Consider the following 245-nt stretch of genomic DNA (forward strand, 5'->3'; position numbering starts at 1 on the left):
TTTTCTTGAAGATATTTGACATTTGTATCAACTTTTAAAATCCACAGTAACTCATGTATGTTTGATTTCAGGTGTAATTTCTTTGTTGTTAATAAAGGAAACCCTTCCTGTAAAACAAATCTCATTTGGTAACCGAACGTGCTGATAGTGCCTGTTCCTGCTCTGTCACCTTTTTCATCCCCGTGCTGTAATACATGGCGGCATAACTCTTTGTATTGTTTCATTATTTTCATCCTTTATTTATG

1 protein-coding gene is annotated in these 245 nt (G+C 34.3%); it reads right to left on the reverse strand.

Annotated features, from left to right (window positions below; all coding sequences use genetic code 11):
- On the reverse strand, positions 1–224 hold a 224-nt coding region (gene thyA, locus KVT11_RS20390; protein WP_217609201.1), incomplete at its 3' end, for a thymidylate synthase.
- Between the last annotated feature and the right edge of the window lie 21 nt (positions 225–245).

It is taken from the genome of Bacillus sp. GbtcB10 (assembly GCF_019091365.1).
GTDB classification, from domain to species: Bacteria; Bacillota; Bacilli; order Bacillales; family Bacillaceae; genus Bacillus; species Bacillus altitudinis.